Consider the following 21,137-nt stretch of genomic DNA (forward strand, 5'->3'; position numbering starts at 1 on the left):
ATATATGCGGTACCCCATTGAAAAGAACTCCATTCAGGAGACCCTGGTGATCCCTCTGTACGGCCGGGCGCTGTGTTCCAGAAAGTTCCCCCACCTGTTTGCCGACCAGACGGCGGCGGAGCTGCTGGAGCAAATCGACTATGATGTTTCCGCCCTGGAGCAAAGGTCCGGCGGCCTCATGCAGACCTTCGGCGCCCTGGAGGCCGCTATGCGGCAGAGCGACCTGGCCTTTGAGGTGCGGGAGTATCTCCGCGCCCATCCCCGGGCCGCCGTGGTGAACCTGGGCTGCGGACTGGACAGCACCGGCCGCTCCTGTGACAACGGGCAGTGCCGCATCTACAATATCGACCTGCCGGACGTGATGGCGGTGCGGGAGGCGCTGCTCCCCGCCGGGGAGCGGGAGGAAAACCTGGCTGCCGATCTGAATGACCTCTCCTGGTTCGACGCCATCGACGCCCCGACGGAGGACGGGGCGGTGTTCTTTGCCGCCGGCGTGTTTTACTACTTTCGGACAGAGCAGGTGCGCGCCCTCTGCGCGGCCATGGCAGAGCGATTTCCGGGTGGGCGACTGGTATTTGACGCCGCTGGGCCGACGGCGGTGAAGCTGATGCTGAAGACCTGGGTGAAGCAGGCGGGTATCCGGGATGTGGGGGCGTATTTCTCCGTCCGGGATGCGGAGAAGGAATTGACGTCCTGGTCGAACCGCATCTCCATATCTAGTCGGGGTTATATGCTGGGCTATCAGGATTTGCGGGGTCCGGGAATCCGTAATATCCATCGTTTGTTGGCCGGGATCGCCGACGGGCCGATGAAGCTGCAAATCGTGCGGATGGAGTTTCAAGCCAGAAACGGGGTGAGTTCCTGATGAACGAACCCTTTATTTTCCGTGTCAGTGACTGCTACTACATCCAGGCAAGCTATCCCTCTCCGGCGGAGCACCGGCATTTCGCCGCCCATTTGGTGTTTGCCATGGAGCGGCCCTTCACCGCCCTGGTGAATGGCGTATCCGTGGAGGCGGCGGGCATCGCTATCGGCTCTGATGTCCCCCACACGATTTTGAGCGAGGCCCCGACTCTGGTGGTGTTCATCGACGAGCTGACGCCTATGAGCCGCTGTGTGAAGCACACCCTTTTGCGGGGCGCTCCCTGGCGGACACTGGATACGTCTGTTTCCTCCGAGGTAGGGGAGCGGTGGCGGGATGTGCGCACGGAGGCGGATGCGGCCGCCGCCGCTGCCGAAACCGAGCGGCTGCTCGGATTGCAGGAGCAACGTACCTCTGCGGAGGATCCGCGGATACTGGAGGCGGCCGCCTACATGAAAGCAACCCCCGCCCTGGAGCAGCTGACCATCCGGGAAGTGGCCCGGGCCGTCCACCTGTCTCCCAGCCGCCTGACCCATCTGTTCCGGCGGGATACGGGAATCTCTCCCCATCTCTATCTGGCAAACCTGAAGCTGGAGCGAGCCTTTTACCTGCTGGAGACGGGACGCTCCCTCACCCAGGTCTGCATGGACGCGGGCTTTGCCACCCCGTCCCATATGGCGGATACCAGCCGGAAGCTGTACGGCATGTCCATGACCGAGGTGAAGCAGATCTTCCTGACCGGCCTGGGTCAGAACAGCAGATGAACAGAAGTAAATCAGATAAGTTACTGCTACAATGTCCCTATCTTACAACAAGAAAGGGGCATTGTGATGTCTGTACTGACTTTTCCCACAGGGACCTATCACTTCAACGACCATCCGCTCTTTGACTTCCAGCTCAACCGGGTGGTCATGTGGAACCACGGAGACCCGGCGGAGATCCAGGCCCGGGGCGGGGAGATTACGGACTTTCCCTCTTGGGAGCGGGTCTTAAAGGAGCTTTCCGCCCAGGCGGAAGCCCGGGAGGACTGGGCGGCCGCCGCCGGATATCTTCGGATGGCGGAGTTCTTCATGGCGCCGGACACCCCGGAGTGTCATGCTGCTTATGACCGGGCCAGGGAGATCTTCTATACACACTTTACCTACCTGTTTGCGGAGCAAGGCGGCCCCATCCACCGGGAGGAGGTGCCCTATGCGGACGGCGTTTTGCCCTGCTGGCGGATCGTGCCCGCAGATACCTCCAAGGGCGCAATCCTGTTCCATGGCGGCAACGACTCCCTGCTGGAGGAGTTCACCGACGCCCTGCTGTACCTGGCCCAGGGCGGCTATACGGTGCTGGCTTTTGAGGGCCCCGGCCAGGGGGCGGCCCTGCGGAAATCCGGCCTGACCTTCACGCCGGAGTGGGAGAAGCCGGTGGGCGCAGTGCTGGACCACTACGGAGCGGAAGATGTGACCATCATCGGCGTCTCCCTCGGCGGGGAGCTGTGCATGCGGGCGGCGGCCATGGAGCCGCGCATCCGGCGGGTGGTGTCCTGGAGCGTGCTGCCCAGCATCTATGGCGCGCTGATGGCAGATAAGCCGGCGGAGATCCGGGCGAAGCTGGAGCACTGGCTGGACGAGAACAACCGGGACGCCATCCTGGACCTCTACGCCGGCCTGGCGGAGCGGGAGCCGCTGTTCCGCTGGTCCATCCAGCACTCCAACTACGCCTACGGCACCTCCGATGTGTACGAGTATCTGCAAAAGGCTCGGGCCTTCACCATTGAGCCGGTAGCGGAGCGGATCACCCAGGATGTGCTGCTTCTCAGCGCCCGGGAGGACCTGCTGGTGGACTTCGCCCTCTATAAGCAGGAGATTGACCTGTTGAAAAACACCCGCTCCCTGGAGTTTGCGGTGCCCGGCCGGGCGTTAAACGGCCAGGCCCACTGCAACATGGGTAACACTAGGTTTATGCTGGACCTGATTCTGAACTGGATCGACCGGACGCTGGAACGATAACAGCGGCAGGCCCCTATAAAATCGAAACCGACTTGCAAGAGGAAGGGCACAGCTCATTCGAGCCGTGCCCTTCTGTGATGCTCCAGTGGCGGACAGCCGAACTGCTTGATAAGGACTGCCGCCAATTTGCTCAGGTTTTTATAGCCTACCTTCTCCGCGGTTTCCGCCATCCGTAAGTCCGTGTTCCACTCGGCGCACAGGATATTCCGGGTTTCCTAGGCAGTGGCCACCTGGGAGCGGTTGAAGTGAAGTAAAGAGCAGGAGCTTCCCAACCATAAACGGGAAGCTCCTTCTGTTTCTGTCAGGCGTAGGCAAACTCGATTGCGGAAGGCAGTTTGGTGCAATAGAGCCGGTAGAAATCCACATGAGAAAGATGTTCCAGCCATGCAGCGGATGGACAGAGGGCGTAATCGGCCTCCTGTCCGCTGCGCCGCCCGGTGCAGGCGGGGTAGACGATCAGATCCCCGTTTGCCGCATAGAAATCGCAAAGCTCACGGGAGAGAATGCGCTCTGCCACCCGGCGGGCCGCCCACTCCGGCGCAGAAGCGCGGGCACAGAGATAAGAGGGGATCAGGACCGGCCCCTCCTGGGGGACGCGGAGAAAGGTCTCCCGGCCGTCCGCTCGGAGGGCATAGAGGGAGGGAACCAGGGCGGTGCTGGTCTGCCCCTGACGCACCGCCTGAAAGGCCCCGATTGGCATATCGGCCACCAGACTCTCCCCCAGGAGCTTGGCGGCGGCCACCTGGCCCCACCGCTCCCACACGGACTTTACCACCGTTTTTGCCGCGGAATTGTTGATGCCCCCGAAAGCTAGCCCGCGCCAATCCGGCAGAGAGGTCTTGGCACAGGCCTCCGGCTCCCGGGTATAGTACACCAGCGGGATGGAGACAAAGGGCAGAAGACAGGGGCCCCGCTGTACCGCATTCAGCATGGGGCTCTGCCGCAGCGGGACCCAGTCAGCCGCCGGATAGAGATTCGACTTGAATTTGGAGAAGATCCGCAGATCCTCAAACACCTCCAGATCGGCGGAAACGATGAGGTCCGGAAGTATGGCGTCCGGCCGGGCCAGGTACTCGGACATACGCTCCGGATATCCCAGACCGAAATAGCGCACCTCCAGCCGGATGCCGTCCCCCCGCAGCCGTTGGGCCAGGTCCTCCAGGAAAGCCTTCTCCTGGCGGTGCAGGACGCAGATGTGGTTCCAATAGAGCAAAATAGACGTCATGCCAGGTAGGCTCCTTTCCGCAGCTGGGTTTGATAGCGTCGCTGTTCCCGATAAGCCCTGCCCAGCGCTTCATAGAGGGCAGCCTCTCCGGCGGTGCGCTCCACCACGGCGGTCACCGCGCCGCCGGCCAGAACGATGCGCCGCCGGGCCATCAGGGCTGTGTGGGGATCGTGGGTGACAACCAGCACCAGCTTGTCGCTCTTCTGAAGCAGGCCCAGCGCCCGCTCCTTGTCGATGCCCGCGTTTTCAATCTCGTCAATGAGGACGATAGGGCTGTCACAGATCAGGGCGATATCCGCAATCATCAGCGCACGGGACTGGCCGCCGCTGAGCTGGTTCAGCCCCTGCCGGAGAGCCACCGGTTCTGGGGTGATTTCATTGGCAAGGGCCAGAACTTCTGCCGGGGCTGCCCTCCGGTCACGGCAGCGGGCGTGGAGTTGAAGAAAATCCTCCACACTGACATCCAGCACAAAGCGCATATTCTGGCCCAAATGGGCCACCAGATGGGCGGATGTGCTCTGCCGCTCTGCCAGTGGGACCGGCACTCCGTCCAGCAGGACCCGGCGGCCTGTGATGGAGTCTCCGCAGGCCAGTTGCTCGATGTCCTTGATGAACCGGGACTTTCCGGAGCCGGTGTTGCCAACAATGGTGTATAGCCCCCCGCGTTCCAGGGATATGGAGTCAAAGGGCTCCGGTCGGCCGTCTTTCCCGCAGCCGGCCAGGATGGTCACACTCCGCATACCGGCGCCTCCTCAAAGGAAATTTTGCCCACCACGCCCTGCTGGAACGCGCTGCCCACCCGCCGCTCGCCTACGCAGTAGGAGCATACGCCGCTGGGCATGGTGTGTCGGAGGGCGTCCCTCTCGAAACCGGTGCATACCGGCCGGGCCAGCAGCCACTGTGCCAGCAGATCCGTGCCGTAACCGGCCAGCCCGTCCACTGGGAACAGTGCCGCGGACGGGTTGAGGATGCGGATCTGCCAGGAGATGATCTCCAGCTCCGCCTGGGACACCATGTCGATCTTGGTGAGCACCACAAAGTCCGCCTGAGTGAGCATGGGACCCAGCTGCCCCGGCGCCCTGCAGCTGGCGGTGCAGTCCAGCACACAGCCAGCGGCCATGTGCTCCGTAGCCGGGGAGCAGCGGTGGCACAGTCCGGCCGTTTCAATGACCAGGGCGTCCCGCCCCAGGCGGTCCGCCCACCCCCACAGCTCCGACAGATTAGAGACAAGGAAATGGTCAGGGCAGATATCCCCGCTCAAACCGGTGACACAGGGAAGCCCCAGGCTTTGAAAGACATCCGCGTCCCCGGTTTTCAGACAGTCGATCTTGCACACGCAGGGCGCCATGCCGCCGTGGGCCAGCAGCGGGAGCAGGCTTTTCAGAACAGACGTCTTTCCCACGGCGGAAGCGCCGGAGAAAAGGAGCACTTGACGCGGCATCGTGAACCTCCAATCTTGGAATTCGATTGATTAGCCATAGCTTACCACAGGAGATGCAGGATTGTCAGTATCAAATGAGACTGGCCGGCAAGCTTTTTTTCTTGACTTACGGCGGGGTTTCAGAGTAGAATATAGCAGTAGGTTAGCGATGGCTAACCAAGGAGGGGCGTGATCTGGAGCGAATGATCATACAGGAAAAACTGGCATCGTCACCCTTTTTGGCGGGCGCATCCCTACCGCTGGAGCAGGTGACCTCAAAGAGGTTCCGTGCGGGCCAGATCATCAGCGACAAGCCGAGCGGCGTTTCAACCGTGGGGATGATCGTGTCCGGACGGGTGGAGGTCTATTCCGTGGCACTGGATGGAAAGGATGTGCAGCTCAATGCCCTGACTGCGGGGGAGTGTTTTGGCGTCTGTAATCTGATGGCCAGCGCCGAGCTGGAAACGGTCTTGCGATGCGGGGAAGAGACAGAAGTCCTATATATTCCTAAGGCGGTCCTACTCTCCTGTATGGAGCAGGATGCAGGACTTGCCATGCGCTATGCGGCCCTGTGCAACTGGAAGGTCCAGTTTCTGCTCCGGCGCATCGAGCTGCTTACGATGCAGTCCTGCCGAGGCCGGCTCATTGCCCATCTCCTGGAGCAGCAGGATGAGAAGGGCGTGGTAAGGCTCGCCGGGTCCCGGGAGGATCTGGCCCGCCGTCTGGGGGTCAGCCGGGCCGCCCTTTTCCGGGAGCTGTCCGCGCTCCAGTCCATGGGAGCGGCCGCAGTGGACGGAAATTCCATTCGGATCCAGGACCGCCCGTTGCTGGAAGAACTGCTCTAGCACCCCTCCGACACAAAATGATGAACATTTAGAAAGGAACAACGGTATGAAAAAATTGCTCTCTCTGCTCTGTGTCCTGTCCCTGTCTGCCGCGCTGCTGGCAGGCTGCTCCACCGCCGGGGATGCCGGCGCCTCGGAAACGCCCGGTTCGAGCAGCACGCCATCCGACGTGACAGAGATGGCCGATCCGATCGACGTCAACGTGATGGCCCTGAAGGGCCCCACCGCAATGGGCATGGTGGAGTTCATGAATGAAGCGGACAGTGGAACGATCACAGACAACAACTATCACTTTAATATCACCGCCGCCACCGATGAGGTGTCTGCCGCCCTGGCGCAGGGGACCACGGATATCGCCGCCGTCCCCGCCAACCTGGCTTCTGTCCTTTACAACAACACCGAGGGCGGCGTGCAGGTGCTGGCCATCAATACGCTGGGCGTGCTTTACATTGTGGAGAGCGGAGACACGGTACACTCCGTGGAGGACCTCCGGGGCAAGACCATTTACGCCAGCGGCAAGGGAAACACACCGGAGGCCGCCCTGAATTATGTGCTGACCCAGAACGGTATCGACCCCTCCGCGGATGTGACCATTGAGTGGAAAAGCGAGCAGGCCGAGTGCCTTTCCGCCCTGATGGCGGAGGAGAACGCCATCGCCATGCTGCCCCAGCCCTTCGTCACCACCGCCCAGGCCCAGAGCGAGAGCCTGCGGGTGGCGCTGGATCTGACGGAGGAGTGGGACGCCCTTCAGGCTGACAGCGAGACGCCCTCCACCCTGGTCACTGGCGTGGTGGTGGCCCGGACCACCTTTGTAGAGGAGCATCCGGAGGTGGTATCTGCCTTCCTGGACCACTATCAGGAGTCGGTGGACTATGTCAACTCCAATGTGGAGGAGGCCGCCCAGCTGGTGGGCCAGTATGAGATCGTCACCGCCGAAGTGGCACAGAAGGCCCTGCCGGAGTGCAACATTGTTTTCATTGAGGGAGCCGAGATGAAGGAGAAGCTGTCCGGCTATCTGTCGGTTTTGTTCGAGCAGAATCCTCAGTCCGTGGGCGGCGCCCTGCCTGACGACGCCTTTTACTTCAGCCGCTGACTTTCATGAAAGGCCGCCGAACCATACGGGCCTGGGCTGTAATCTTTTGGTTGCTCCTGTGGCAGGCGGGTGCCATGGCCATTGATCAGCGCATCATCCTGGTCTCCCCGCTCACTGTGCTTGCGCGGCTGACGGAACTGGTTCCCACGCTGGATTTTTGGGGCGCCATCGGGTATTCCCTGGTGCGCATCACAGCGGGTTTCCTGCTGGGAGTAGCAGCCGGGACCCTGCTGGCGGCTCTGTCCGCCCGGTTCCGCCGGGTGGAGGAGCTGCTGGCGCCAGCCCTCCTGGCCATCAAGTCCATTCCGGTGGCCTCCTTTATCATTCTGGCGCTGATCCTGTTTTCCTCCAGGAATCTGGCGGTGCTGATCTCCTTCCTGATCGTCCTGCCGGTCCTCTATACCAATCTGTTGAGCGGCATCCGGGCCGCCAATCCGCAGCTGCTGGAGATGGCCCGGGTGTTCCGCGTCCCCGCACTCCGCGGCATCCGCTACGTGTATCTGCCCCAGGTGCTCCCATACTTCCGGTCGGCCTGCGGCTCCGCCCTGGGATTGTGCTGGAAGTCCGGCATCGCCGCCGAGGTCATTGGTATGCCAGACGGCTCCATCGGCGAACAGCTCCAGCAGGCCAAAATCTATCTGAACACGCCGGACCTGTTTGCCTGGACGCTGGTGATCGTGCTGGTGAGCCTGATATTTGAAAAGGTATTCCTGGCTCTGTTGAAGCGGGGAGAACGCGCCCTGGAGAGGATGTGAGCCATGCAGGATATTGTGATCCGGGGCCTGTGCAAGGCCTTTGACGGGAAACAGGTCCTCCGGGACTTTTCCGCCGCTCTGCCGGCGGGACAGGTCACCGGACTCATGGCCCCCTCCGGTGCGGGAAAGACCACCCTGCTGCGGATCCTCATGGGACTGGAGACGCCGGACCGGGGGACCATCACGGGCTTGGAGGGCCTGCGCCTGAGCGCGGTGTTCCAGGAGGACCGGCTGTGCGAGAACCTGAATCCGGTCTCCAATCTCCGCCTGGTGACCCCGGCTTTGAGCCGGACGGCGGCTGCAGAGGCTCTGGCGGCCGTGGGACTGACGGACTGTCAGCGCCAGCCCGCCCGGGAGCTGTCCGGCGGGATGCGCCGCCGGGTGGCCATTCTCCGGGCCCTGTTGGCAGAGTACGACCTGCTGTTCCTGGACGAACCCTTTAAGGGCCTGGATCAGGAGACCAAGGAGATCGTTATGGCGGATACCCGCCGCCGGTGCGCCGGAAGGACGGTGCTGTTCGTCACCCACGACCCGGCGGAGCTGGAGGCCTTGGGCGCTGTGCAGCGGCTGGAGCTGTCCTGAACCCCCGACGTGCCGGCAAGGGTACAACAAAAGCAGAAAAGCAGAAAAAGTGGATGCCGGAAGGGCATCCACTTTTTTCATGACGCGGCTCAAAGAACCGTTACCTCCGCGTTCTTCTCACCGAATTTTTCACGCAGCATCTGGCAGATCCGGGGCCGCTCCGCCCCCTGTTTTTCCTGCTGCTTGATCAGCTTATAGGCTTGGAACAGAGTGGAGGGACCGATCTCCGAACTGAAATAACCGATCCCCTGGTTCCAGGCCAGCAGCTCAAACACATCGTCCAGGGCCGCTGACTCCACCCCGCAGGCATAGGCTTTGATCAGCTCTCTTGTGGCCTGCCGCATCCGTCCGGCGCCCACGGCGTTGGCCAGGGAGAGGAGCAGCCGCATTTCATAAGGCAGCGTCCGCTTTTCGCTCTGCCAGGTCAGCGACCAGAAGTCCGCCGCGATCCGGCCCAGCTCCTCGTCGATCATGGGATAGTTGAGCAGGGCCAGGGGCTTGAAGGGCGTATCCTCCCCGCCGTCCTTTTTCTCCACACGGCAGAACGAAACATGAAATTCAGCCGGCCCGGCCTGCTCGGTATGGTGTTCAAACCCAAGGGCCTCCATGGCGGCATAGAGCGGGTGGGGCTCAAAGGTCTGGATGACGGTGAAGCCCTCGCCTACTTCCAGTCCCATTGCTTTCTGCTTCAGGCCCGGGAAAAAGTTCCCCTGCAGATGGCGTACATCGACGACCTGGAAGTTGGGCGCCTGATCTTTCCAATTTTCGTAACTCATGCGCTGTCTGCCCCCTTGATTCGGTATTCATAGATAATGGTCCGGTTTTCGGAGCCATCCTGGAACGGCGTTTCGGCCACCCTCGCAAAGCCGCGCTTCTCATAAAATTCCCATGACGCCAGCGTATTGGTCAGCAGACGCACGGTGTCCGCACCGTCAGCCCTGGCTCTGGACAGAAACTGTGTGACCAAGGCCGTCCCAAGCCCTTTCCGATAGGCTGCTTTGGACGCAAGTGCCACAAGCTCCAGGTCGCAGGCTCCGAAGGTCTTGCTGTCCCGCTCCTGTAATTGGGAGGAGAAATGATCCCATTGTTTCTGAAAACGCTCCGACATTTTATAACGTTTCAAATAGTATTTGAGAAACATCCTGCACCACAAGCCATAGTGCCTTTTGCACCCATATCGGTTTGCCAAAGTTCGGTCGAAGGCTTTGTCGTATTTCCCGCAAACGAACCCCACGACCTGCCCATCCTCCGCCTCCGCAACAAAGGTGAAGTTGCATTTTTCAATCAAGACCTGGGCATAATCCCGCAACAGGAGCTTGTCGCAATGATCTATAGGGGCCGTAAAAAAGCCTTCATACAGGCACTCACCGCAGGCCGCGGCGTCTCTTTCTGCGTATGGACGGATCGTAAACACCATGATCGTGCTCCCCGTATGTGAGTCTTACTTCAGTTATTCCGAAACGGTTGCCACTCGAATGTCCACTTCCCGCCCTTTTTCAAGACGAGTTGGGGAGACTGTTCTGTCAGCAAGGTGTGGTCAAATTCAGATTGAACATCCGCTGGAAGTTTGGAAAACCCCTCCGGGTCAAAGTGACGGAACAGGTCTCCCCAGGTGGAGTCTGCTGCCGGCGTGAATCCTTCCGTTGCCGCAGGTCCCTCCAACGGGGACGGTGACTCGCTTTCTGCATCCCCGTGATTCATCATCCCGCAGCCGGTTAGCAGGCAAAAGATAGCAAGCGCAGCCAGAACCGTTTTCCACCGTTTCAAAACAATCCCCCCTATTCAGCGGTTCCCAGTCCTGTTCCTGGATATCTCCCGTGCAGGCGTCCTTCACTCCTGCTCTGCGCGGTGATCCGTTCCGCCGGTGTCCACCGGCAGGCGGCGCAACAAAGGGGCAGCACACGGCCGCCCAGCAGTGCGTGCTCCACCACCCAGAAATCGTGCATGGACAGATAGGAGACAAACTCTCCAGCGTTCCAGCGGTGGTAAACATGGAAACCGGTTCGCTCCATACACCAGGTGCGAAGCCTTGCCAGCCGCCCTCCGCCGTGGACAAAGGTAGGGGCAAACAACCATCCGCCCGGCTTCAGAACCCGCTGGATCTCCCGGAGCACGCGATCCGGCTCCGGCAGGATGTGCAGGGCATTGGCGATGACCACCGCGTCGAAGGACTCCGGCGCGTAGGGCAGATGGGCGGCATCCTGGACAGAGAAGTGGAGGCGTGAGGAGCCGATCCGCTTTTTCGCCTCCTGGATCATAGTGGGAGCGGCGTCCGTGGCCTCCCAGAGCCGGACATAGGGCGAGAGCGGAAAGGACAGCTGCCCCGTGCCGCAGGCCAGCTCCAGCACGTTCATATCCCGGGAGAGATGGGGCCGGATCCGCTCACACACCGCCGCGTACAGCGGTGCGGAGCGGTCCATGGACCTGGTATAATGCCGGGCAGTCTTCTGCCAAAAAGCCAATTCAGATTCCTTCATGGTGCGATGCCTCTTTTATGGTTAGTATCTGCTAACCATAAGATACTACAACCCGCAAAAGATTGCAAGTCCCCGCGAGGAGCAAATGTGTTGAGAGAAACGAGTAGATGACCATGAAGGATGCCGGCGCCTCTCTGTTTTCTCAGGCGAGGGCCGCGCCCAGGGCCCGGCAGGCCGACAGGGCCTCCTCATCCGGAGCCTCGTTGCAGATCACGCTGTCACAGACGAGGTTTGCCCCGTCGTCGTTGCACCGGGCCTCCCAGCTGCGCATCCATTCGCCGTCGCCCCATCCGTAGGAACCGAACAGGGCGATGCTCTTCCCGCTCAGCCGGCCCTCACAGGCGGTAAACATGGGCTCAAACTCACTCTCCTCCAGCTGCTCCGACCCCATGGAGGGGCAGCCAAAGGCAATGGCGTCATACTCGCTGACCTGCTCGGGGGAAAACTCGGAGGCGGTGAGCAGGGACACCTCGGCCCCCTTTCCCTTGGCGCCTTCCACGACCGCCGCGGCCATAGCCTCGGTGTTTCCCGTGCCGCTCCAATAAACAACTGCGATTTTACTCATAAGAATCAACAACCTTTCTGTTTTTCTTGGATTTGGAAAACATCAACCAGCCACTGTGAGCTGCTCGATGGATTTCCCCTGCTCCCACTGTTGGGAATAAATTTTGCTGCATTCCTCGTACTTCCGGAAGATGTTTTTGGCCGTCTGTTCGTCGCCATAGACCTTCCAGCATCCAATGCACTTGTGATTATAGGCTTTATTGAGGATGAAACCCAGAACATCCTCCGGCGGATAGCTGAGAAACAGGCCGATCTCATGGGGAAATTCCCCATCCGACCGCAGGCGGCGGATCAGGTGGATCACGCACCGGTTGGAATCTCCCGGCGTATAACCATACCGCAGGAGCAGCCCCCTGGAACGGTGATCTGCCAGATCACACTCCAGCGCGTTGGGCCGGTAGACATAGATAAGGGCACGGCCTTTCCGGACCTTCAGCGGCAGGATGCGGATTCCCTTGGGAACCAGCTTCCTGTTCAAGCGGCATAGTTCTTTTGTCAGCGCGGCTTTGCATGGGCAGGCACAGGAAAAAAGGTTCCTGGTTTTGATCCCTGCCAAAGTCGGAGCACAGTGGCGAATGACCAAATCTTCTGACATAGGATTTGTCCCCCGAAGAGAAATGGACTTTCTGTTTGACGCTGCACAGTATTCGCGTCAAAGCTGTTTTTTGTGGCCACCATGAGACTGTGCCTTCTCATGGTGTAAGAACCAATATGCGAGCTTTTTGATCATCTGACAGATCGCGCAGATGACAGTACAGAACAGCAAAGAGGCCAAGCCATATCCCAAAGACTGTACTGCCTCGTTCATCGTACCGCCTCTTTTCTAATCTTCTCCGCGCAATATTGATGATGGGTACCGCTGGCTCCGTTAAGTCAGCAATTCCAACAGTTGCCGGATGCTCTTCTTGCCAAAGGAGACCTGCTCCCCGCTGTTGACCACCAGGCAGGGGACGCTCATGACCTGGTACTTTTCCCGCAGGTCGGGAAAGTGATTCAGGTCATAGACCTGGGCGGTGATGTTGGGATTTTCCGCGGCGATGCGCTGGGCCGCCGTCACCAGTTCCGGGCACATGGTACAGGACAGCGACACCAGGATCTGCAAATCCATTGGCTTTTGGAGCGCCTGGATCGCGGTCCGGCTCTCTTCGTCCAGCGCCTGTCCCGGCCCGGCGGCGTTATAGAGCCCCAGGACGAAAGAGGTGAACTCGTGGCCGCCTGGGACGCCGTGAAAGGCAAGGCCCGTCCAGCCGCCGTCCGCCTGGAACACCCGGACGCAGGGCAGGTGATCCACATCGGCGGGGTCGCCCAGTTCCACAGATAATTTACCGCTCTGTGCCGCCAGCTCCTCCATGTATTGCCGCAGTTCGGCAGAGAGGGGCGTTTCATCCAGATAGATCCGCAGGATCAGCGGCGCGGCCATCCGGGCGAACACGGTATGGAGCTGGGAGAGCATATCCCCTGTGAAAAGGCCGTTGCCTGTTTTCGCCGGGTGTTCCGGCTCCTCAGCCCGGCTGGTCGGCGGCTGAGGATGGAGGCCGGTCCTGGCCTGCATGGCGGCGCACAGCCGCTCCAGCTCGGTGGCGGCCAGGGCGCCGTCGCCCACGGCGGTGACCACCTGCCGCAGGGGTTTGACACACACGTCCCCGGCGGCATACAGGCCGTCCGCCGTGGTCTTCTGACTACGGTCGGTGAGGATATAGCCCTGCTCATTCAGATCCGCCAGGCCCTGTACCAATTCTGTGGCCGGCTCATATCCGGCAAAGATGAAGACGCCGAAGGTCTCTCCGTCCGCCGCGTGGTACTTGGTCACCTGGCCGGTTTCTGTATTGCGATAGCGGATAAACCGCAGAGCGGTGTCGCCGGACACCTCCTCCACCACCGTGTTGGTGAGGACGGTGATCTTCTCGTGGTTCCGGGTGGCGTCCGCTGTGGCCTGGGCGCAGGTGAAGTCCTCGCCCCGGATCAGGATGGTCACATGGCGGGCGTACTTGGTAAGAAACACGCTCTCCTCGGCGGCCGCGAAGCCGCCGCCCACCACAAAGACATCCTTGCCGGTAAAGAACTCCCCATCGCAGGTGGCGCAATAGGCAACTCCCCGCCCCCGGAACTGTGCTTCACCCTGGAACCCCACCATACGGGGATGGGCGCCGGTGGCCAGCAGGACGCCGAAGCACTTCAAATCGCCACGCCCAGTGCGCACAGTCTTCACATCACCGCTCAGATCCAGTTCGGTGACCTCCGCCAGGAGGAATTCCGCACCGAAGGACTCGGCCTGTTTCCGCATCGTTTCCGTGAGCGCGGCGCCGCTGGTTCGCTCCACCCCGGGGAAATTGACCACTTCTGCGGTAATGGTGATCTGCCCGCCGAAGTGGTTCTTTTCCACGACCACGACCCGGTAGCGGGCCCGGGCCAGATAGAGGGCGGCGGTGAGTCCCGCCGGCCCTCCTCCGATGACCACGACATCGTAGAGATTTTCCATCCGCTCCATGGCTTACAACTGCCCCACCAGATCCAGGCTGGGCTTCAGGGTCTCGGCGCCAGGCTGCCACTTCGCCGGGCACACCTCGTCTCCATGCTCCGCCACGAACTGGCAGGCCTGCACCTTCCGCAGAAGTTCATCGGCATTCCGGCCCACATTGCCGGCGTTGACCTCATAAGCCACGATTTTCCCTTCGGGGTTCACGATGAAGCTGCCCCGCTCGGCCACGCCGTCCGCCTCGATATAGACCTCAAAATCTTTGGCCAGACAATGGGTGGGGTCGGCCAGCATGGGATACTGGATATTCTGGATGCGCTCGGAAGCGTCATGCCACGCCTTATGGACGAAATGGGTATCGCAGGAAACAGAGTAGATTTCGCAGCCGATGGCCTGGAATTTCTCATAGAGATTGGCCAGATCCTCCAATTCTGTGGGGCACACAAAGGTAAAATCGGCAGGATAGAAGAAGAACACGCTCCACTTGCCCAGGATGTCCGCCTTGGAGACAGCTCGGAAAGCGTTGTTCTGGTAGCACTGTACGGTGAAATCGGCAATTTCTTTCTGAATCAGGGACATGGGTGATTCAACCTCCATTCATATTTCTTGAAGTTAGTTGTCGCTAACCGTAAAAGAATTATATAGGGTTTTCTATCTCCTTGTCAAGAGGGAGTGCGCACGGCTCTGAATATGTATCGCTCGACTCAATAAAACCGCTTCTATAATAAGTCGGCGGGCTTGATTTTTGCGTTAAGCAGGTGTATACTGCTCTTGGGTTAGTTATTGCTAACCTGTTTTGAGGGATGAGGGTGCCTATGGAACTTTTTCGATCTTTCCTTCGCAACACACGAAAACCGGAAGGTTTTCTGGGCAAGTGCATGGTAGCCAGCATGAATTATGCCCATGCCGCCCTGGCGGACTGGGGACTGGGCTGTTTGCCGAAAACAGGTCCCGTCAGGATTGCGGAACTGGGCTGCGGCGGCGGCCGAAACATCCGGGCCCTTCTGCGAAAATACCCTGCCGCAACTGTCACCGCCCTGGACTATTCGGAAATATCCGTGGAAAAGGCCAGAAATATCAATCAGGAAGAACTGCAGGCCGGCCGCTGCCGTGTCATACAGGGAGATGTTTCTCGCCTCCCTTTCGAGGATAGGGCATTTGATCTGGCGACTGCCTTTGAAACGGTATATTTCTGGCCCGGCCCCACGGAGAGTTTCCGGGAGGTGTACCGCATCTTGCGGCCGGGCGGCATCTTTCTGATCGTCAATGAAGTGGACGGAGAAAATCCCCGAGACAGCAGGTGGCTTTCTGTCATTGATGGGATGAAGATATTCAACCGGAGCCAGTTTGTCACCTTTCTCACCGAGGCTGGTTTTTCTAAGGTCATCGTGAAGCGGGATGCGAAAAGACACTGGCTCTGTGTGCTGGCGATCCGGGAGGATGCGGGGTGTTCAGGCAATAAATAACAAGAGAGGTCCCTTATGAAAAATGCGGGAGGATTTCTATGAACTGGACGCGCAGCATCTTGGACGGGCTCGCTATGGCGGCCTATTTTAACCTGTTCGCCGCAGCGGCTGCACTGTATAAGCCCCGGCTGATGTTTCCCTGCTATCCGTCCGCCATCATCAAGGCGGCCAAGGAGCCGCCTACAAAGCGAGAAGCTGCCGGATATTGGCGGTGGATCATCTTGTGGGAATGGCTCCCGCTGTTGCTTTACGGCGCCCTCAGCGCGGTGGCGGGCGGGACACATGGTTTTTGGCGCCTGGCGTTGACGGGCTACATCCAGTGGATGATGGTCAACCTAGGCGATCTGTTTTTCCTTGATGTGTGGCTGAACCAGAAAAAGACGAAAAACCGTTTTGTGATCTCTGGCACAGAGGGACATCCCGGCTATGAGTTCAAGGCATGGATGAAGGATTATGCGTTACCGGAGCATCTGCTCCAGTGGCCGCTTTTGCTGTGCCCGCTGCTGGCGGCGGCTCAGGCGGGATTGGGACTGTTATTGCAGAAATTATGATACGAGGAGATGGTCGGATGAAACATGAAAAATCCCGACATGAGGAGATCCACCTTGGTACTCACGGCGAGGACTATGGAAGTTGGATGTCCAACCCGGTCTTTTACATGATTGGCGGTCTGCTGGCCCTATCTGTTGTGCTGGCGGTGCTGTCCTTCACAGTGTTCCGGCTGCCATGGCTAGGAGCGGTTTTTTCGGTGGCCGCCGCAGCATTTCTGGCCCTGCTCTGTTGGTGCGGCTGGATACGCAAACAATACGCTTTCGGCGGCGGTGGGATGATGGAGCGGACCCACCAGTGCCTGCTCGCCCACCTGGGCTTCGATGGCAAGGGGACGCTGCTGGATGTGGGCTGCGGCTCCGGCGCCCTGTCCATCCGGGCGGCCCTCACCTGGCCGGAAGCGCAAGTCACCGGTATCGACTATTGGGGCGTGGCATACGGCTACGGCCAGCCCATGTGCGAGAAGAACGCCGCCAGTGAGGGTGTAGCGACCCGGTGCCGGTTTCAGCACGGGGACGCCCATCAGCTGGACTTCCCCGATGATACCTTTGACGCGGTCGTAAGCAACTATGTCTATCACAATATTACCGGCGCGGATAAGCAAGCACTGCTGCGGGAGACCCTGCGGGTATTAAAGCCCGGTGGGGTATTTGCCCTGAATGACGATATGAAGCCCCGGATGTACGGGGACATGGAGGCCTTTGCCCAGGATCTGCGGGAGGCCGGATTTCAGGAGGTGCGGCTGGTGGATACCGCCACGGAGGTGTTCGGTTCCCAGCGGCGGGCGGCCATGATGATGCTGGGAGAGTCTCGGATGCTGGTTGGGCGAAAGTGATGGATATGGCAACGCATTCCCTGACGCATCTTCCAGCAGGATGCCGGCAGTGATGCGAAAGTCGTTGAGGCTGCTGCATATGCTGGAAACAGCAAACTGAATTTTAAAAACAGTGGAGGGATAGACGATGTGGAAGTACACGGTCCATGTGGAAGGCATGATGTGCGGCATGTGCGAAAGCCATGTAAACGACGCGGTACGGAAGGCGTTTCCGGTGAAGAAGGTCACCTCGTCCCGGAGTAAAAAAGAGACCACGGTGATCGCAGAGACGGAACTGGACGAGGATGCCCTGCGCACGGCCATTTCCGCCACCGGATATGAGGTGGGGGAGATCCGGAAGGAGCCTTGGGAAAAGAAGGGACTGTTCGGCCGGTAAAGAGCCGGGATACCGACAGATGGAGAGGGGGGAGAATTTTGCTGGCGGAATTTCTGGCGGATCGGGGAGACTGGGCTCAGGTGATGCCCGGCGCACGGGCCTGCCTGTTCTCCCTGGAGGAGGGGACTTTCCCCCTGCCTCTCCAACTGGCCCCCCTGCACTTTGAGACCCTGTTCTGTCTGCGGGGCGCCGTGACCTTGACCCGGCGAGACGGGTCATCCCTGACAGCTGGCGCCCGGCAGGTGCTGAGTCTCACCGATCTCTCCAATCTGACCGGGGCCAGCGTGGATGCGCCTCTGGAAGGAATTCTCGTGGCGGTAGACGCCCGGGGCGCCCGAGAGAGTTTGGAAACCATATGTAATCTGCTGGGCGGCTTGATCCTGGACACAAGCCGGGTACGGCGGTGGATGACCAGCCGGGGCGGCTGCGCCGTGGAGGGGCCCACCCACTGGAGCCGGGCGGCCTTTGCCGACCTGGAACGTCTGCCCCAGAGCGAGCGGGCCCGCTGGTGCGTGTGGAAGTCAGTGGAACTGCTCTATCTGCTCTCTGCCCAGGATGAACAGAGAACGGAAGCCCTCTTGGGTCCGATGCTGGACCGGGGTGTCGCCCAGTCGCTAGCAGAGATCCGCCGGTATATGGAGGAACACCTGGACGAGCATCTCACCATTCCGGCCTTGAGCCGCCGGGCCTGTCTCTCCGCCACTACCGTAAAGGAGGGATTCCGCCGCCTTTACGGTCTGCCGGTCCATACTTGGCTGCGCCAGCGGCGGATGGAACGGGCGGCGGAGTTGCTGCACACGACCGAGCTAAGCCTGGAAGGCGTGGCCAAAGCAGTGGGCTATAGCAGTGTCAGTCAATTTATCGCTGCTTTCAGGCAGCAATATGGGCTGACACCGGGCCAGTATCGCAAAAATGTCTAAACAGGCAACTATTTGACCGATTCAGAGATGTGCTTGAGAGGGATATCTGCTATACTATTTAAATACGCTAAGAGCTAAGCTTGTTTCCTGATAGGAGGAGATCTTGATGAAGCAGCATCGTTTCTGGGCCTGGGGCGCCGTGATCTGCATGGTCATGGTGATGATCACGGGCTACAAGCGCAAATAAGTACATAGCAGAAAGGAAGAATCTCTCATGATGAAGCACTATGTCAAACTGGCCTGCTTCGTGGGCGGCGCTCTGTTCGGCTCCGCCGGCGTGAAGCTGCTTGCCAGCAAGGACGCCAAGAAGGCCTATACCCACATTACCGCCGCCGGCCTGCGGATGAAGGACAGCGTAATGGAGACCGTTACCTCTGTCCAGGAGAACGCCGCCGACATCCTGGCCGCCGCCAAGGACATCAACGAGGCCCGGGCCGCCAAGGAAGCCGAGGCTCAGGTAGAGGGCCAGGAGGCCTGAAAAACCGCGGAAGGGAGCCGGTAAGCGGCTCCCTTTTTCCATGAGGAGAGATCGATTATGAGAGCGACCATCGTACATGAGAGCCGGGGCCGGATGCGCCTGCGGCTCCGGCAGAAAAATATGACCCTCCGGCAGGCAGACCTGCTGGAGACCTGGCTGAAGGGCCAACCTTGGACGAGAGAGGCCGTGGTCCATGAGCGCACCGGCTGCGTCATCGTGACCTACGCGGGAGATCGGGAGACGGTGCTATCCGCTATCGGCGGCTTCACCTGGGCCGGGGCGGAGGAAGCGGTTACCCTTCCCAGCCACAGCACCCGGGAACTGAACCGGGAGTTTCAAGAAAAACTGGTGGGCAAGGTGCTGATGAAGGGGGCCGCCGCCCTGTTTTTGCCTGCCCCGCTGCGGATCGCCCGGGTGGTCTGGCACATGGTACCATTCCTTCACAAAGGCATTCGATGCCTGGGGCGGCGAAAAATCAAGGTGGAACTGCTGGACGCCCTGTCCATCGGCATCTCCGCATGCCGCCGGGACTTTGGAACCGCCGGCACCGTCATGTTCCTGCTGGAGATCGGCGAGTTGCTGGAGGATTGGACGCGGAAGAAGTCCGTGGCCGACCTGGCGGAGAGCCTGTCCCTCCATGTGGACCGGGTGTGGCTGAAAACAGAGGCCGGGGAGGTGCTGGTTCCCATCGGCCAGGTAAAGCCCGGCGACCGGGTGCTGGTTCGGGCCGGAGGCGTCATCCCCCTGGACGGCGTGGTGGCGGAGGGGGAGGTCACCGTCAACCAGGCCTCCCTCACCGGCGAGTCCGTCCCCGTGGCCAAGCATTCCGGCGGCGCAGTCTACGCCGGCACTGTGGTGGAGGAGGGCGAGTGCATCCTGGAGGTGAAGCAGGCCACCGGCCAGGGCCGTTACGACCAGATCGTGGAGATGATTCAGCGCTCCGAGCAGATGAAGTCCGCCGCCGAGGCCAAGGCGTCCAGTCTGGCGGACAGGCTGGTGCCCTACACCTTTGCCGGGAGCCTGCTGAGCCTGGCCCTCACCCGGAACGTGACACGGGCGCTGTCGGTACTCATGGTGGACTTCTCCTGCGCCCTGAAGCTGGCCATGCCCCTGGCGGTGCTCTCCGCCATGCGGGAGGCGGGACGGGAGCACATCACTGTCAAGGGCGGTAAATTCCTGGAGGCGGTGGCCAAGGCGGACACCATCGTTTTTGACAAGACCGGCACCCTCACCCACGCCTGCCCACGGGTGGCGAAGATCGTCCCCTTCAACGGCAAGGAGGAGGCGGAGATGCTCCGCCTGGCCGCCTGTCTGGAGGAGCATTTCCCACACTCCATGGCCAACGCCGTGGTGGAGGAGGCCCGCCGCCACAAGCTGCACCACGAGGAGCGCCACGCCAGGGTGGAGTATCTGGTGGCCCACGGCATCGCCAGTTCGGTGGACGGGGAGCAGGTACGCATCGGCAGCGCCCACTTCATCTTCGAGGATGAAAAGGTGACCATCCCGGAGGGGGAACAGGAGAAGTTCGACGCCCTGCCCCCGGAGTACTCCCAGCTGTATCTGGCCATCGACGGGGTGCTCTCCGCCGTGCTCTGCATCTCCGACCCCGTGCGGGAGGAGGCGAAGGACGTGCTCTCCGCCCTGCGGGGCCTGGGCGTGAAAAATGCCGTCATGCTCACCGGGGACAGCCCCCGCACCGCCACCGCTATTGCCAAGGAATTGGGGGTAGACGACTTTCGGGCCGGAGTGCTCCCTGCGGACAAAGCGGACTATGTGTCCGCCCTGCGGCGTGAGGGCCATACCGTCCTCATGGTGGGAGACGGCATCAACGACTCCCCGGCCCTCTCCGAGGCGGATGCGGGTATCGCAATCAGTGACGGGGCGGCTATCGCCCGGGAGATCGCCGACATCACCATCGCCGCCGACAGCCTGTGGGAGCTGGTGCGCCTGCGGCAGCTGGCCATGGCCCTGATGAACCGCATCCAGAACAACTACCGCTTTGTCATCGGCTTCAACGGGGCCCTCATCGGCCTGGGCATAGTGGGTATCCTGCCTCCGGCCACCTCCGCCATGCTACATAACCTGTCCACTCTTGGAGTAAGCCTTCACAGCATGAGCGCACTACCGGTAGCCGGTCAGGCGACAAAGGTGCTGAAGGATCTGTAAAGTTCGGAAGATCCCGCATGAGTTTATTTCCATCATCGACTGAACGGAGGG

At 60.6% G+C, this 21,137-nt stretch carries 25 protein-coding genes; 14 read left to right on the forward strand and 11 right to left on the reverse strand.

The features are described 5' to 3' along the window. Positions 1–4 precede the first annotated feature (4 nt). The 3 genes from B5G34_RS01775 (at position 5) to B5G34_RS01785 (ending at position 2,859) form a co-directional block, all read left to right on the forward strand. Positions 5–865 carry a class I SAM-dependent methyltransferase gene (locus B5G34_RS01775; RefSeq protein WP_087333721.1) on the forward strand — a complete coding sequence of 287 codons (861 nt, stop codon included), beginning with the start codon at positions 5–7 and terminating at the stop codon, positions 863–865. Continuing rightward, positions 865–1,626, forward strand: a complete 762-nt coding sequence (locus B5G34_RS01780) for a helix-turn-helix transcriptional regulator (protein WP_087333722.1) — start codon at positions 865–867, stop codon at positions 1,624–1,626. Before B5G34_RS01775 ends, B5G34_RS01780 begins: the two co-directional genes overlap by 1 nt. A gap of 66 nt (positions 1,627–1,692) precedes the next feature. Then, on the forward strand, positions 1,693–2,859 hold the full coding sequence (locus B5G34_RS01785) for an alpha/beta fold hydrolase (RefSeq protein WP_087333723.1): 1,167 nt from the start codon (positions 1,693–1,695) through the stop codon (positions 2,857–2,859). Positions 2,860–3,160: 301 nt separating this feature from the next. Here B5G34_RS01785 and B5G34_RS01790 read toward each other — a convergent pair whose 3' ends face one another. Genes B5G34_RS01790 through B5G34_RS01800 form a run of 3 tightly spaced genes read right to left on the reverse strand, consistent with a single transcriptional unit; the run spans position 3,161 to position 5,525 of the window. Continuing rightward, positions 3,161–4,084, reverse strand: coding sequence for a hypothetical protein (locus B5G34_RS01790; protein WP_087236116.1), 924 nt, complete (start codon positions 4,082–4,084; stop codon positions 3,161–3,163). Beyond that, a complete protein-coding gene (locus B5G34_RS01795; protein ID WP_087333724.1) occupies positions 4,081–4,824 on the reverse strand; it encodes an ATP-binding cassette domain-containing protein in 744 nt (247 codons plus the stop codon). Before B5G34_RS01795 ends, B5G34_RS01790 begins: the two co-directional genes overlap by 4 nt. Beyond that, positions 4,812–5,525, reverse strand: a complete 714-nt coding sequence (locus B5G34_RS01800) for a GTP-binding protein (RefSeq protein ID WP_087286295.1) — start codon at positions 5,523–5,525, stop codon at positions 4,812–4,814. The genes B5G34_RS01795 and B5G34_RS01800 overlap by 13 nt, the downstream gene beginning before the upstream one ends. Positions 5,526–5,773: 248 nt before the next feature. Here B5G34_RS01800 and B5G34_RS01805 point away from each other — a divergent pair, with 248 nt between their 5' ends. Genes B5G34_RS01805 through B5G34_RS01820 form a run of 4 tightly spaced genes read left to right on the forward strand, consistent with a single transcriptional unit; the run spans position 5,774 to position 8,779 of the window. Further along, positions 5,774–6,349 carry a Crp/Fnr family transcriptional regulator gene (locus B5G34_RS01805; RefSeq protein ID WP_242956753.1) on the forward strand — a complete coding sequence of 192 codons (576 nt, stop codon included), beginning with the start codon at positions 5,774–5,776 and terminating at the stop codon, positions 6,347–6,349. 46 nt (positions 6,350–6,395) lie between these two features. Beyond that, positions 6,396–7,442 (forward strand): MqnA/MqnD/SBP family protein, encoded by a 1,047-nt coding sequence (locus B5G34_RS01810; RefSeq protein ID WP_087333726.1) that lies wholly within the window; start codon positions 6,396–6,398, stop codon positions 7,440–7,442. A gap of 5 nt (positions 7,443–7,447) precedes the next feature. Next, entirely contained in the window at positions 7,448–8,197 is a 750-nt protein-coding gene (locus tag B5G34_RS01815; protein ID WP_087333727.1) for an ABC transporter permease subunit, read from the forward strand. Between the two features lie 3 nt (positions 8,198–8,200). Then, on the forward strand, positions 8,201–8,779 hold the full coding sequence (locus tag B5G34_RS01820; RefSeq protein ID WP_087286301.1) for an ABC transporter ATP-binding protein: 579 nt from the start codon (positions 8,201–8,203) through the stop codon (positions 8,777–8,779). 89 nt (positions 8,780–8,868) lie between these two features. Here the strand turns inward: B5G34_RS01820 and B5G34_RS01825 are convergent, their stop codons facing one another. The 8 genes from B5G34_RS01825 to ahpC all read right to left on the reverse strand — a co-directional run bounded on the left by B5G34_RS01825 (position 8,869) and on the right by ahpC (position 14,875). Next, on the reverse strand, positions 8,869–9,555 hold the full coding sequence (locus B5G34_RS01825) for a DUF2249 domain-containing protein (RefSeq protein ID WP_087236128.1): 687 nt from the start codon (positions 9,553–9,555) through the stop codon (positions 8,869–8,871). Continuing rightward, positions 9,552–10,196: a GNAT family N-acetyltransferase gene (locus B5G34_RS01830; protein WP_087333728.1), complete on the reverse strand. Its 645-nt coding sequence runs from the start codon at positions 10,194–10,196 to the stop codon at positions 9,552–9,554. Before B5G34_RS01830 ends, B5G34_RS01825 begins: the two co-directional genes overlap by 4 nt. A gap of 29 nt (positions 10,197–10,225) precedes the next feature. Further along, positions 10,226–10,546, reverse strand: coding sequence for a hypothetical protein (locus tag B5G34_RS01835; protein ID WP_087333729.1), 321 nt, complete (start codon positions 10,544–10,546; stop codon positions 10,226–10,228). An 11-nt stretch (positions 10,547–10,557) separates the two neighbouring features. Then, positions 10,558–11,256, reverse strand: a complete 699-nt coding sequence (locus tag B5G34_RS01840; protein WP_087333730.1) for a class I SAM-dependent methyltransferase — start codon at positions 11,254–11,256, stop codon at positions 10,558–10,560. Between the two features lie 142 nt (positions 11,257–11,398). After that, entirely contained in the window at positions 11,399–11,821 is a 423-nt protein-coding gene (locus B5G34_RS01845; RefSeq protein WP_087333731.1) for a flavodoxin, read from the reverse strand. 42 nt (positions 11,822–11,863) lie between these two features. After that, positions 11,864–12,415: a DUF3793 family protein gene (locus B5G34_RS01850; protein ID WP_087333732.1), complete on the reverse strand. Its 552-nt coding sequence runs from the start codon at positions 12,413–12,415 to the stop codon at positions 11,864–11,866. 273 nt (positions 12,416–12,688) lie between these two features. Then, positions 12,689–14,308: an FAD-dependent oxidoreductase gene (locus tag B5G34_RS01855; protein WP_087333733.1), complete on the reverse strand. Its 1,620-nt coding sequence runs from the start codon at positions 14,306–14,308 to the stop codon at positions 12,689–12,691. Positions 14,309–14,311: 3 nt separating this feature from the next. Continuing rightward, the gene (gene ahpC / locus B5G34_RS01860) at positions 14,312–14,875 is read right to left on the reverse strand and encodes an alkyl hydroperoxide reductase subunit C (RefSeq protein ID WP_087236143.1); all 564 of its coding nucleotides are present in this window, start codon (positions 14,873–14,875) and stop codon (positions 14,312–14,314) included. A gap of 236 nt (positions 14,876–15,111) precedes the next feature. Here ahpC and B5G34_RS01865 point away from each other — a divergent pair, with 236 nt between their 5' ends. The 7 genes from B5G34_RS01865 (at position 15,112) to B5G34_RS01895 (ending at position 21,086) form a co-directional block, all read left to right on the forward strand. After that, complete coding sequence (locus tag B5G34_RS01865; RefSeq protein ID WP_087236145.1) at positions 15,112–15,762, forward strand: class I SAM-dependent methyltransferase; 651 nt, start codon at positions 15,112–15,114, stop codon at positions 15,760–15,762. Positions 15,763–15,800: 38 nt separating this feature from the next. Further along, positions 15,801–16,313, forward strand: a complete 513-nt coding sequence (locus B5G34_RS01870) for a hypothetical protein (RefSeq protein WP_087333734.1) — start codon at positions 15,801–15,803, stop codon at positions 16,311–16,313. Positions 16,314–16,330: 17 nt separating this feature from the next. Beyond that, on the forward strand, positions 16,331–17,146 hold the full coding sequence (locus tag B5G34_RS01875; protein ID WP_087333735.1) for a class I SAM-dependent methyltransferase: 816 nt from the start codon (positions 16,331–16,333) through the stop codon (positions 17,144–17,146). A 127-nt stretch (positions 17,147–17,273) separates the two neighbouring features. Further along, complete coding sequence (locus B5G34_RS01880; protein WP_087236152.1) at positions 17,274–17,522, forward strand: heavy-metal-associated domain-containing protein; 249 nt, start codon at positions 17,274–17,276, stop codon at positions 17,520–17,522. A gap of 38 nt (positions 17,523–17,560) precedes the next feature. Then, positions 17,561–18,442 carry an AraC family transcriptional regulator gene (locus B5G34_RS01885; protein WP_087236154.1) on the forward strand — a complete coding sequence of 294 codons (882 nt, stop codon included), beginning with the start codon at positions 17,561–17,563 and terminating at the stop codon, positions 18,440–18,442. A gap of 217 nt (positions 18,443–18,659) precedes the next feature. Further along, a complete protein-coding gene (locus B5G34_RS01890; protein WP_087236630.1) occupies positions 18,660–18,920 on the forward strand; it encodes a DUF6110 family protein in 261 nt (86 codons plus the stop codon). 57 nt (positions 18,921–18,977) lie between these two features. Continuing rightward, positions 18,978–21,086 (forward strand): heavy metal translocating P-type ATPase, encoded by a 2,109-nt coding sequence (locus B5G34_RS01895; protein WP_087333736.1) that lies wholly within the window; start codon positions 18,978–18,980, stop codon positions 21,084–21,086. Positions 21,087–21,137 lie beyond the last annotated feature (51 nt).

Source organism: Flavonifractor sp. An82, from assembly GCF_002159265.1.
In the GTDB taxonomy this organism is placed as follows: domain Bacteria; phylum Bacillota; class Clostridia; order Oscillospirales; family Oscillospiraceae; genus Flavonifractor.

What these genes read in the sequence shown, in the direction of transcription:
- B5G34_RS01790 (WP_087236116.1), bottom strand. Translation starts at nt 4,084, where the DNA reads ATGACGTCTATTTTGCTCTATTGGAACCACATCTGCGTCCTGCACCGC.
- B5G34_RS01815 (WP_087333727.1), top strand. Translation starts at nt 7,448, where the DNA reads ATGAAAGGCCGCCGAACCATACGGGCCTGGGCTGTAATCTTTTGGTTG.
- B5G34_RS01830 (WP_087333728.1), bottom strand. Translation starts at nt 10,196, where the DNA reads ATGGTGTTTACGATCCGTCCATACGCAGAAAGAGACGCCGCGGCCTGC.
- B5G34_RS01820 (WP_087286301.1), top strand. Translation starts at nt 8,201, where the DNA reads ATGCAGGATATTGTGATCCGGGGCCTGTGCAAGGCCTTTGACGGGAAA.
- B5G34_RS01785 (WP_087333723.1), top strand. Translation starts at nt 1,693, where the DNA reads ATGTCTGTACTGACTTTTCCCACAGGGACCTATCACTTCAACGACCAT.
- B5G34_RS01775 (WP_087333721.1), top strand. Translation starts at nt 5, where the DNA reads ATGCGGTACCCCATTGAAAAGAACTCCATTCAGGAGACCCTGGTGATC.
- B5G34_RS01810 (WP_087333726.1), top strand. Translation starts at nt 6,396, where the DNA reads ATGAAAAAATTGCTCTCTCTGCTCTGTGTCCTGTCCCTGTCTGCCGCG.
- B5G34_RS01890 (WP_087236630.1), top strand. Translation starts at nt 18,660, where the DNA reads ATGAAGCACTATGTCAAACTGGCCTGCTTCGTGGGCGGCGCTCTGTTC.
- B5G34_RS01840 (WP_087333730.1), bottom strand. Translation starts at nt 11,256, where the DNA reads ATGAAGGAATCTGAATTGGCTTTTTGGCAGAAGACTGCCCGGCATTAT.
- B5G34_RS01845 (WP_087333731.1), bottom strand. Translation starts at nt 11,821, where the DNA reads ATGAGTAAAATCGCAGTTGTTTATTGGAGCGGCACGGGAAACACCGAG.
- B5G34_RS01865 (WP_087236145.1), top strand. Translation starts at nt 15,112, where the DNA reads ATGGAACTTTTTCGATCTTTCCTTCGCAACACACGAAAACCGGAAGGT.
- B5G34_RS01800 (WP_087286295.1), bottom strand. Translation starts at nt 5,525, where the DNA reads ATGCCGCGTCAAGTGCTCCTTTTCTCCGGCGCTTCCGCCGTGGGAAAG.
- B5G34_RS01855 (WP_087333733.1), bottom strand. Translation starts at nt 14,308, where the DNA reads ATGGAGCGGATGGAAAATCTCTACGATGTCGTGGTCATCGGAGGAGGG.
- B5G34_RS01895 (WP_087333736.1), top strand. Translation starts at nt 18,978, where the DNA reads ATGAGAGCGACCATCGTACATGAGAGCCGGGGCCGGATGCGCCTGCGG.
- ahpC (WP_087236143.1), bottom strand. Translation starts at nt 14,875, where the DNA reads ATGTCCCTGATTCAGAAAGAAATTGCCGATTTCACCGTACAGTGCTAC.
- B5G34_RS01875 (WP_087333735.1), top strand. Translation starts at nt 16,331, where the DNA reads ATGAAACATGAAAAATCCCGACATGAGGAGATCCACCTTGGTACTCAC.
- B5G34_RS01795 (WP_087333724.1), bottom strand. Translation starts at nt 4,824, where the DNA reads ATGCGGAGTGTGACCATCCTGGCCGGCTGCGGGAAAGACGGCCGACCG.
- B5G34_RS01850 (WP_087333732.1), bottom strand. Translation starts at nt 12,415, where the DNA reads ATGTCAGAAGATTTGGTCATTCGCCACTGTGCTCCGACTTTGGCAGGG.
- B5G34_RS01880 (WP_087236152.1), top strand. Translation starts at nt 17,274, where the DNA reads ATGTGGAAGTACACGGTCCATGTGGAAGGCATGATGTGCGGCATGTGC.
- B5G34_RS01780 (WP_087333722.1), top strand. Translation starts at nt 865, where the DNA reads ATGAACGAACCCTTTATTTTCCGTGTCAGTGACTGCTACTACATCCAG.
- B5G34_RS01825 (WP_087236128.1), bottom strand. Translation starts at nt 9,555, where the DNA reads ATGAGTTACGAAAATTGGAAAGATCAGGCGCCCAACTTCCAGGTCGTC.
- B5G34_RS01870 (WP_087333734.1), top strand. Translation starts at nt 15,801, where the DNA reads ATGAACTGGACGCGCAGCATCTTGGACGGGCTCGCTATGGCGGCCTAT.